At 56.7% G+C, this 10,332-nt stretch carries 8 protein-coding genes; 5 read left to right on the top strand and 3 right to left on the bottom strand.

The annotated features are described in order from the left end of the window. Positions 1-15 precede the first annotated feature (15 nt). The gene (gene bcsA, locus AC1D06_RS30710; RefSeq protein ID WP_477989737.1) at positions 16-2,226 is read right to left on the bottom strand and encodes a UDP-forming cellulose synthase catalytic subunit; all 2,211 of its coding nucleotides are present in this window, start codon (positions 2,224-2,226) and stop codon (positions 16-18) included. A 1,110-nt stretch (positions 2,227-3,336) separates the two neighbouring features. On the opposite strand from bcsA, the gene AC1D06_RS30705 reads away from it, so the two are divergent. Next, complete coding sequence (locus AC1D06_RS30705) at positions 3,337-3,678, top strand: KTSC domain-containing protein (RefSeq protein WP_477884372.1); 342 nt, start codon at positions 3,337-3,339, stop codon at positions 3,676-3,678. Positions 3,679-3,949: 271 nt separating this feature from the next. Here the strand turns inward: AC1D06_RS30705 and AC1D06_RS30700 are convergent, their stop codons facing one another. Beyond that, a complete protein-coding gene (locus tag AC1D06_RS30700; RefSeq protein ID WP_477989736.1) occupies positions 3,950-4,633 on the bottom strand; it encodes a sugar transferase in 684 nt (227 codons plus the stop codon). 489 nt (positions 4,634-5,122) lie between these two features. Here AC1D06_RS30700 and AC1D06_RS30695 point away from each other — a divergent pair, with 489 nt between their 5' ends. From AC1D06_RS30695 to AC1D06_RS30680, 4 genes are all read left to right on the top strand, one after another. Continuing rightward, complete coding sequence (locus AC1D06_RS30695; protein ID WP_477989735.1) at positions 5,123-6,631, top strand: O-antigen ligase family protein; 1,509 nt, start codon at positions 5,123-5,125, stop codon at positions 6,629-6,631. A 475-nt stretch (positions 6,632-7,106) separates the two neighbouring features. After that, positions 7,107-8,261: a polysaccharide biosynthesis/export family protein gene (locus AC1D06_RS30690; RefSeq protein WP_477989734.1), complete on the top strand. Its 1,155-nt coding sequence runs from the start codon at positions 7,107-7,109 to the stop codon at positions 8,259-8,261. Positions 8,262-8,548: 287 nt separating this feature from the next. Then, complete coding sequence (locus AC1D06_RS30685; protein ID WP_477884378.1) at positions 8,549-9,334, top strand: hypothetical protein; 786 nt, start codon at positions 8,549-8,551, stop codon at positions 9,332-9,334. Between the two features lie 146 nt (positions 9,335-9,480). Beyond that, positions 9,481-10,140: a hypothetical protein gene (locus tag AC1D06_RS30680; protein ID WP_477884379.1), complete on the top strand. Its 660-nt coding sequence runs from the start codon at positions 9,481-9,483 to the stop codon at positions 10,138-10,140. Here AC1D06_RS30680 and AC1D06_RS30675 read toward each other — a convergent pair. Next, positions 10,137-10,332: helix-turn-helix domain-containing protein (locus AC1D06_RS30675; protein WP_477989733.1), on the bottom strand; the 196-nt coding region annotated here is incomplete at its 5' end. The two genes, AC1D06_RS30680 and AC1D06_RS30675, sit on opposite strands and share 4 nt — an antisense overlap.

The raw sequence follows: 10,332 nt of genomic DNA, 5'->3' as shown, positions 1-10,332 counted from the left end.
GATCCGGAAGTGGTGTTAGACGTTGGTCGTGGCAGCTTTGGCTTTCGCCAGTTCGCTGCGGCGGCGGCCGACACGGCCGGTTTGCGAGCGGGCCGACAGGCCGGTCGCGATGGCAAGCAGCGGGCAGACGATCGCCCATCTCACCAGCGTCACCAGCGCGACGAAATACATGCGGCGATGCTGGCGACGCTCGCGCAGGCGGCGCGGCAGATCGAGATCGTGCATCATCAGGTGGGCGATGGCGCCATAATGCTGCGCCTCGGCGTCAAGCTCGATGGCGAAGCTGCGCTGGTCGACCGTCGTCGGCTTGCCGACGAAGGCGGGGATCTGCGAGACCGCGAGGTCGGCGGGCGCATTGACCAGGGCGAGCTGGGCATATTCGCCCTTGCGCAGGTTGGCAACGACGCCGCGGCGCACCTCGATCTCGGCCTTTTCCGGCGACATGCGGCGGATGGTCACCGGCACGGTGCGGTCGGTCAGGCGCAGTTCGGCTGCCTGACTGAGCGGCAGGCTGATGCCGTCCTGATCGATCGGCTGCTCGGTGACGATACCAAGGGCGGCGCCGGCAATGATCAGGTTGAGCAGGTTCCAGGCGCCGGTGATCAGGATCAGGTCGCCGAGGGCCGGTTCAGTCTCGTAGCGATGGATCCCCATATAGAGCACGAAAGCGAGGCCGGCGAAGATGGCGAAGAACGGCCAGGCCAGGTTCGACAGCTGCCGCTGGGTCAGCGACACACCCTTGTCGGTGACGTTGAAGGTCGGCTTGTGCGGGTTGAGGATGACGCTGATGATGGCGCGAACCAGGAAGATCGACTGGGCATATTCATAGACTTCGGAAATCCATGGCCAGCGGTAGTGCCCGTAGAGGTAGTTGCGCAGGATTTCCGACGCGACCAGATATGTGATCGTATAGGACAGGAATTCGTCAGCCGAAGCGTTGAAGATCTTCAGGTTGAAGATGATGAACAGGATCGGCGCCAGCAGGAACGACAGGCGCACCAGCGGAAACAGCCAATAGAAGCAACTGGACATGTAGCTGATGCGCTGCGGCAGCGTCAGGCCCTGCTTGAACAGCGGGTTCTTGAGCAACAGGATCTGGATCATGCCGCGGCACCAGCGCGAGCGCTGTCCGATGAAGCTGGAAAAGGTCTCCGGCTGCAGCCCGGTGACCAGCGGCTTGTCGACATAGACGCTGTTCCAGCCACGCGAATGCAGTTCGAGCGCGGTTTCGCAATCCTCGGTGATGGTGATGCCGGAGAAGCCGCCGACTTCTTCCAGCGCCTCGCGGCGCAGCACGGCGGCCGAACCGCAGAAGAAAGCCGCGTTCCAGCGGTCGAGACCCTTCTGGATCATCGTGTAGAACATCTCGTTCTCGGCGGGCATCCGGGTATAGGTGCCGAGATTGCGTTCGACCGGATCGGGATTGGCGAAGAAGTGCGGCGTCTGCACCAGGAACAGGTCCTGGTCGTCGGCGAAGTAACCGACGGTCGCCTTCAGGAAGCCCGCTTCCGGCGCATGGTCCGCATCGAAGACGGCGACCAGTTCGCTCCTGGAATTGTCCAGGCCTGAATTGAGGTTGCCTGCCTTGGCGTGGACGTTTTCGGCGCGGGTCAGATAGTTGACGCCGAGATCGGTGCAGAGCTGCTTGAGCTGTCGGGCGCGCTCATTGGCGGCCTCGGCAATTTCGGGATCGGAATTGTTGCGCTTCTGGTCCGTGCCGCCGTCATCCAGCAGATAGACGTGAAGCTTGTCCTTGGGATAGTCCATTGCCGCAGCTGCGGAAAGCGTCAGTGACAGGATTTCCTTGCTCTCGTTATAGGAAGGCACGAAAACGTCGACGTTCGGCAGGTCCTTGTCGTCCTGCTCGCGCGGCGGTTTGCGCGTGATCGGATCGGAAACGACGAAGACGCTGACGAAGAACATGAAAATGCAGAACATTTCCGCAATATAGAGAATGATGCCGGGGATGAAGGAGACCGGATCATCGATCGGCGGCAAAGTACTTGTCGTGCGCCAGTAAACATAGCGTAGCACAATGATGCTGGTGGTCGCCAAAGCGATATATCGCCACGGACCTCTACTGCTGATGCGGGTGATGACATAGAGAAAGATGATGGTTAGCGTCGAGACAATCAGCTGAACGTCCGAGCCTACCGGCTGGAATGCCAGAATGGAAATAATCGCGGCGGCGGCCAGCCATAAGACCAGAGACAGTGTACGCAACATTGGGGATACTCGTACGTTGTTTACTTTTCGGTAATTATTTTGAATAAACAAACGAAGTCAATGCGGGTAATATAGTTGGCAACGAAGCAAATTAGAGACGAATATAAATATATCTGTACGATTTCGGCACAGGTAATGGTTAATCGCCGATTTATTAATCGATGTTTACATAATTGCGACGTCGGGTGACCAAAATTGCAGCATTTTCTTCCCAAAACGAGATTCTAGTAGAGTAGATTTTTTGTAAAACTACTGTTCAATCGTAATCTAGGGTTAATTCGAAGGTCTTGAAGATTATCTTGCGTGTTAATTAGAAAAGCAGTGGCTGCAGGAGAACTCAAAGTAGGCCTAGAGCGGGTAACGCCCTGATGTAGCGGAGTTTTCCGTCCTATTGCTAAGGCCTTGCGTGGCTCTTCGGTATTGTCGTGGGACGCAACTTGGCTTGAGTGGCGCCACATCTCGATCCGGCGGTGGTTCCACGTCTGCAGAGCGCCTGACGTGGCGTGGTTGGAACGGTAAGGGCGGACGCGACCCAGGACGAGGCGTCGAACCGTTGCCGACAGATGGCGCAATCGGTTCTGTCAGGCGGACTAAAAACAAGGGCAGAATAGAAAGGCAGGCAGTCCAGATCGCGTATTGCGCAAGTCGCCATGAGGCCTGTCAGCACGCGGTCTGAGCACTCCTCGGTTTCGGGAGAACGGCATGCGCAAAGGCGAAGAGGTAAGATAAAGCGCGCGACTTGGCTTCGTACATATGCGAAGCACGCTACGCGCTATCGGCTGGCAGGCTCCTCGTTTCACGTCAAGTAGGGGCTTTTTACCCTGCGGGGCACAATATTGTGCGTTGCAATGTCGCCTTATTTAGGCTTTACCTAACCATGTTCGGTCCGATCGCCTCACACGGGAGAGCAGTCGATTCGAACGGCCTAAGTGCCGGACCACGACAGCTTTCGAGGCTGCCTCATCGGAGAATGAGCGCGCCTAAGTCATGGTCGGATGCCAGTATCATGGGAGGTTTTTTTGAACAGGCCGCTGGGATGGTGTCCTAGCGTGTCAAGATGCGACCTAAATATGCTCAGACCAAGTCTGGCTGTATAACAAGGAGCTCGTGATGGAGTGTGTACAGATCCGATCGAATCTTATTGCCTCGGCCGCGTACTACAGGAGCACTCAGAGATTATGTGTCTGGTTCCATTCCGGTTCTTCGGTCTGGCATGAAAATGTACCGGATGGCGTATTTAAGAACCTCCATGAAGCAGAGTCGCCCGGCATATATTACACGAACTATATTCGGCGACATGCCGTGAAAGAGCCGAAGAAGCGCCGCAGCTTCGGCACGTTGACGAAATCGCTCGCCTTCGCATCAATGCTTCTCGCCGCATCTGGTGCCCTATATGCGGGATCGAATTCACATCAGGCTGCTTCTGCCGAAACGCGACAGCAGCTTGACTGAGGGAATTCAGGCCAACTGGGATGGCGCCGACAGGGACTGAAGTCCGCGGATGTCCGGTCACCAGAGGTCCTACTGGATAGATAAAAGCGCGGCATCTCCATGCCGCGCTTTTTTTGTTCAGGACTTTTTCCAGAGCCGTGTCAGCGACGCAGCACTCAGTCACGTTTCGCGCCGCTCAAGCAGGCAAGAGCGGTGCGTGCAGTGGTGTAGTGGTTCGACACGTCGTTGCTGGTATGTTTATCGCTCGGGAGGATTGCCGAGCGCCTCGCCTTCAAAAGGCGGAACTGTTGAACAGTTCGTTGGTAATCGTGCCGAAGATGATCTTGATGTCCAACCACAGCGAAAAGTTCTCGACGTAGCGCAGATCTGCAGCGATACGCGCCCGCGATTTTGTGGTCGTATCGGTGGGGCCCCGCCAGCCGCGCATTTGCGCCAGTCCGGTAATTCCAGGCCGCATAAGATGGCGCCAGTGATAGTGAGGCACGAGTTCTTCGTACAACATGCCCGCTGCCTTCATGCCGACGGCATGGCATCGCGGCCCGACCAGGGACATATCCCCCTTCAGCACGTTGAACAGTTGCGGCAACTCGTCGACACTGGTCTTGCGAAGGAACGCACCAACCCGCGTGATGCGCGCGTCTCCGGCGACAGTCTGCTGCACGCCCGACCTGTCTCCCTTGTCGTTGAACATCGACCGGAACTTATAGACGGTGATCAGTCTGCCGCCCTGGCCCCAGCGCGTCTGCCGGAAAATCGCAGGTCCGGGGCTTTCGAGCTTGATCAGCAGAGCGCATGTCGCGAGGAACGGCGCAAGAGCCACGAGCGCGGCGCCGGAAACCACAATATCCAGCAGCCGCTTCAGGATCAGCTGGCTTTTTCGGGAAAAATTCCCTTGCGCAGCATTCTCGGTCGAAAGAACTTCGAGAAAGCTGAGGGTTCCTTCCAGATGAGGCATTCGTAYCCCCTTCGAGTTCATTGATGGCGACGAGCATGGTCAATATTCGCAGGTGCGAACAATTTAAATTAAACTGACGGAAATTTCCAGTACGATCTGCCGCATATAGTCAATTGATGTGACGAATTATGGCAACGTGTTGAAATAAAAAGAAATTTTGTTAGATTTCGAATTGGCGTATCGGCGACCCGGCGAGGAGGAATGGTCTTGAAAGCGTCCAAGCCGAAGGTCCGCACTGTGCTCGAAAATGACAAAAATGTTAAAGTTTGCTGCACTGCGGTATGAAATGTGTATCCGATCAGAGCATTTGAGACCACTGCTGTTAATACAGAAGATACCGTGAAAAGCATTGCGTTGCCGCCGCATGGCAGACGCCGCTCATTGTTCTTGCCGTCTATCATAAGCGAGCTGTGCGCAAGCTGTTCTCGCGCTGGTAAATTGGATCGATTGGCTTTAATACATCGCCCGAATACGCCCAGGATACGAACAATGGTATCGGACTACCGTCGCTTGAGTGCTGATCCATCCCGTGGAGAATCGATCTCTACGGGCAGATCGTTTGTACCGAATTTCCTTCGCTGGGTCTTATATTTCGCACTCTTCCTCATCTTGCTGCCATCAGGCTCCGTCAATTTCGTTCAGTTGCACCATATAGCCATCGTCATCTACGGTCTGGCGGCTGTGGCTGCCATTCTCGCCCCTCTGTCGTCGGTGGTGAAAGTTCCTTTGTGGACAGCGATTGCCGTCGCAACACTGCTTATTGTTTGGACAGGTGTTCAGACAATCGATCTTGGCGGGATGTCATTGGTGAACCCGCTTTGGGGCGACGTGCAGGCAATCTATGGTGAAAGTCAGAGCTACATCTCAGTTGCGCCCGGTGATTCGCGCGCGGCACTGATTGCGGCGCTGTTGCCCTTTGCCGTCTTCGTTTCGGCGCTTCTCCTATGCAGCAGTGACTACGCTGCGTTTAATCTCATCCGGGCGATCACGGCGACGGGGATTGCCATCACGATATTCGGCCTTTTGCAGTTCTACCTCGCGCCGAATATGCTGATGTTCGACGAGAAGAAATTTTACCTCCATGACCTGACAACGGTATTCGTCAATCGTAACACCGCGGCCACCTATCTGGGCTTGATCCTGATTCTCACGATCGGCCTCGCATATCATTATGTCCAGGCGGCAGGTTTCAGGAGTTTTGTCGCGTGGCTTCTAAAGGCGCCGAGCCGCACCCGGACCAAGGACGCGTTTCTTGCAATTGCGCTCCTGATCGCCGCAGGGTTCGAATTTGCAGCCCTCATATTGACCCAGTCGCGAGGCGGGGCAGCGTCGACATTCGTTTCCATTCTGCTGCTGGTCATCATTCTCGGTCTGTCAGAGGGTGTGACAGGTCGGTCGCGGACGAGCCAGCAGGCATCCACCGGAAGGCTCGTCAGACTGCTCTACCTGCTGGCCGTCGTCGGTGGGCTCCTGATGCTGGTTCTTCTATTCACCGGCGTTCTTATGTTCCGCACGCTGACGCTCGGCGGGGATGATCTGCGGTTCTGCTTCTTTCCAAGCCTCCTCGTAATGGCGCAACACTTCTGGCCGACCGGCGCCGGTCTTGGGACTTTCGCGGACGTCTACCCTGCCTTCCGCAATCCGGCCTGCGGCATGGACGGAGTGCTTCTCCTGGCGCATAATTTTTACCTGGAAGGCGTGATCACCGTCGGCCTTCCCTTTGTCGTCATGCTTCTGGCGGTGGTTGGTACATTGCTTGTCATCCTCGTGAAGGGCGTGCGCATACGAAGACGCCTGCGCTGGATTCCGGCGTCGGGCCTTGCCGTGCTGCTGCTGCAACTGGTCCACAATACGGTTGACTTCTCGATACAAAATCCCGGCGTAGCGGCGGTGTTCGCTGCATTCATGGGCGCCGTGGTCGCGGTGTCCTTTGGTCATCAACGCGGAGCAGGGGATTATGCAAAACCGCCGACCCGACAATGGACGCAATCGAGGTGAAGCATTTGTTTACCAGTTTTCGTAAAGGGGCGACGCCGCAAGGCGGTTTGGAAGTTCTCTCCCGCCTGCTGTAATTGTTTCGTAATCGGTGTTGCAGCAGGGTAAACGCGGACGATGGGATTAGACTGTCTATGTTCAGGGTTTTTTCGGATAATACTTCGAGCGCGCGCACGCCTCGCGGTATAGGCCGGGGTAATTCACGATCGGATAAGCGGGCTGAGCTTCCGACGCTTGGTGATGAAAAAGCAAGCCGAATGAAGACGTTGCATTCCTGCAACAGGCTGCCGATTTGTGATGAGGCCTTTCGGCAGTTAACCATCTTTTACTATCGTCACAAAATGAGTCATATGCAACGAAGTCTGCAGAAATTCGAAGGGAACGGGCTGTGTATGATATGCGACAAACTCTTTCGGGGCGCAGCCGTATGATCAAGTTTTACCTGAGGTGCTCCGTTGCAGTTGCGGCGTCGGTCGCCATGACGTCATGCACCGTGCTGCCCACCTCCGGGCCGGCGCATCGAGCCATCGAGCGTCAGGCAACCACCAAGTTTACCGCGCTGAACAAGAAGGTCGGCATCGATTATGCACTGGTCGATATCACAAAGCAGGTCGCGACCTATTTCGATTATTCGATCCTGAATTCGCTTGAGAAGGGCTTCGGTGGCGGCAGGGGTAGTGCGCCGCTCACGCCGCTCGGGATCGGTGACGTGGTTGAGGTTACGATCTTCGAAGCGCAGGCCGGTGGCCTCTTCATCCCTGACGATGCGGGAGCTCGTCCCGGCAACTACATTACGCTGCCGGCACAGACGGTCGACAGGAATGGAACGATTTCCGTTCCCTATGCGGGCGCGATCCGGGCCGCGGGTCGCCCCGTTGGCGAAGTTCAGACCGATATCGAAAAGCGCCTTGCCAACCGCGCTATCGAACCCCAGGTGGTCATCACCACGACCGCCAGCCGATCGACCAATATCTCCGTGCTTGGCGACGTCAACGCCCCGGCACAACTTGAACTCAGCCCTGCCGGCGAGCGCGTCTTGGATGTCATCGCTCGTGCGGGCGGTCTGACTGCTTCCCAGTACGAAACCTATGTAACGGTTGAACGTCACGGCCGCGAGGGAACGGTTCTTTTCCGCACTCTGATCGACAATCCCCGCGAAAACATCTTCGTCCATCCCGGCGATACCGTTTACGTCAACCGCGAGCGTCGCACCTATCTGGTGTTTGGCGCGACGCAGCAGGCTGGGCGTATCGACTTTGACGACTCGAACCTGACCTTGGGAGAGGCGATCGCAAAAACCGGTGGCCTGGTCGACGAGCGTGCCGATCCGGCGCAGGTTTTCCTTTATCGCATGGTGCCGCGTGAGACCCTGGCCAAGATGGGCGTGGATGTGAGCCACTTTACCGGCGTCGCGGTTCCTACGGTTTTCAAGGCAAATATGCGTGACCCGGCGATATTCTTCGCGATCCAGCAGTTCAAGATGAAGGACAAGGACATCATCTACGTCGGCAATGCCGACGCGGTCGAGTTCACCAAGTTCCTGAACCTTGTCTACAACACTTCGGTGACCGCCGCCGCGGTGCCCGAAAATGCGGACAGCGCCAAAAATGCCATCGAGGATTTGGGCAATTAACGCGTAAGCCGCAAGCAGCAACGCTTCGAACATCTCGATCTGATACGCAGCTGTTCCGCAGGGGCTCGCCCCTGCGTAACAGCTGAGTACATTCGTCCATGCGTGTCCGGTAACCGTTGGCGCTGGCGGCCGCTAAGCTGGTCGAGATCGACAGCTTTTGCTCGCGGGTTCTTACCTGCCCGTCTTCTATACTCTGTCTGATGTCTCATTTGTGGACATCTGTCCAACTCGGGATCGCTGCTTTATCTGCGATATCTCTAAAATACACCCAACCACGTCGATTCCTGATGTTTTTCCATGCAGGCACGCTGTCGCGTAAACTATATTTTTCGATGGTTTGGCGGCAATATTGTGGGGTCGATAGGAATATGTTAAGCATAAACAACGTAAACGATGTGTCGGAAATGAGACTGGCGATGTTAAAAAAATACTACGTTCCTGGTGTAGCGTTCGTTCTTGGCGCGTTTTGTTCAGTCGCGTTTGCCGGCACCGCGGCAGCCGAGCAGTCGTCCAAACCCGTCAAGGCAGTCGTCTGCCTTGCGCCGGCGAAGAAGCTTTCAGACGCCGACATAAGTGCGTTCCTGAATGCGCCGGGGTCTCTCCTGACTGACAACGAAGCAGGCGGTTTGCCCCTCATCACCCGTGTGCGCGAGCTTGCCGAGTCAAGCAGCGACACGTTTGCAAAACTCAGCGCATTGACCAAGACTGCCAATGGTCTCCAGCGCGCGGCGATTGCAGCGGGCCTTGCCAATGTCGTCCACGACTGCGGCCTGATCGGCGGTGACGACGCACAGAACTATGTGCTCTCCATCCAGACATTCGTGGCTGGTTTCGGTGATCCGGCATTTGCTTCGACCTTCCAGACGGCCTCCAAGGAGATCAACGTCGCATCTGTCGGTCCGGGCGCTGGGCCAGGATCTCTCGGGGGAGGCGACACGTCCACAGGTCAGGACCCGAAAAACACCAACACCTATCATGCGAAGGATGGCCCGTTGCCGACGACAACAGGAACCTATTCGTTCGGTTCCACCAATCCGTTCAGCGGCACCGCGGACATCCTGAGCCCGATCTAAAGCTTTCAATCGCTTGGCCCATCTGGTAGCAAACTGATATTGCACTCAGATGGGCTTGCCGCGTGTCACCGGAACCAATGCCGAGACAACATCTTGCGAACGACCAGCCGCGATCGGCTTTTTCCTTACGCCTCGCCGCAGGAATAATGCTGCCGCGCTGGTTTGCGGCTTGTGTGTTTGCTGCATTCGCGGTCTATGCCGTGAATTTGAGCGTGCAAGACGAACGGCACGGGGTGATGCTCGCGGTCGCAGCAGCCTTCGACTTTGGAACGACAGTGCCTCCGGCGGTATTGAAAACGCAGGCGGACTCTATCCTCGCCGAATCGTTCGACGTGGATTGCCGAGGGGACATCCTGCGGCCGGCGCTGACGATCCTGCTGCACCGGCTTGATAGTTTGAATATCGTTCGCGACTATGACGAATGGGCCAACGTCCATATGGCCGTGGAATCATTCACCCAGCGGATGATTCGATGCCGGCCCGCCGATGGCAATGCCTGGCTGCGGGAAGCGGTCATCTCAAGCCATATTGCGGAGGATGCGCCGAGTCTCAAGCAAAAGCTTACACTCGCTCAGGCGCTCATGCCCTATGAAGCCGAACAAGTCATAGCCCGCGTGACCTTTATGAAGGGGCTGTCGCCCTATGCCCTGGTCGTCTGTGGCGATATCGCTCGCGCGGATATCGAGGCCATTCTGCGCTACGGCAGCGAGCGCCTGCAGGCGGCCCTGAGCGGCAACAACATGTCCGCAAGTTTTGCCGTGTTGGTTGACAGTGTTCGGTCGAAAGTCAAGCAACCGTCCAGCTAGTACCTCTGCACAGAGGATTTGACGGTTTGGTTTGGCTGCAATGTTGGCAGGCAGTTGTGGTGGATGAGTAGTTCGACACTGCGTGCGATGCGTGGCTGCCTGCGGATCAGGCCGTTGCTTTCGAGCGTGAGCAGCATCTGGTGGACGGATGGCGGGGTGACGCCGAAATAGCGTTGCAGGTCGCGTTCGGCC

The organism is Rhizobium sp. P2_G2 (assembly GCF_056403555.1).
The sequence above is the reverse complement of the archived record's forward strand: the minus strand, read 5'-3'. Positions and strand labels throughout refer to the sequence as shown.

Coding starts and splice junctions, on each gene's coding strand:
- bcsA (WP_477989737.1), bottom strand. CDS start 2,226: ATGTTGCGTACACTGTCTCTGGTCTTATGGCTGGCCGCCGCCGCGATT.
- AC1D06_RS30705 (WP_477884372.1), top strand. CDS start 3,337: ATGGAGTGTGTACAGATCCGATCGAATCTTATTGCCTCGGCCGCGTAC.
- AC1D06_RS30700 (WP_477989736.1), bottom strand. CDS start 4,633: ATGCCTCATCTGGAAGGAACCCTCAGCTTTCTCGAAGTTCTTTCGACC.
- AC1D06_RS30695 (WP_477989735.1), top strand. CDS start 5,123: ATGGTATCGGACTACCGTCGCTTGAGTGCTGATCCATCCCGTGGAGAA.
- AC1D06_RS30690 (WP_477989734.1), top strand. CDS start 7,107: ATGACGTCATGCACCGTGCTGCCCACCTCCGGGCCGGCGCATCGAGCC.
- AC1D06_RS30685 (WP_477884378.1), top strand. CDS start 8,549: ATGTTTTTCCATGCAGGCACGCTGTCGCGTAAACTATATTTTTCGATG.
- AC1D06_RS30680 (WP_477884379.1), top strand. CDS start 9,481: ATGCTGCCGCGCTGGTTTGCGGCTTGTGTGTTTGCTGCATTCGCGGTC.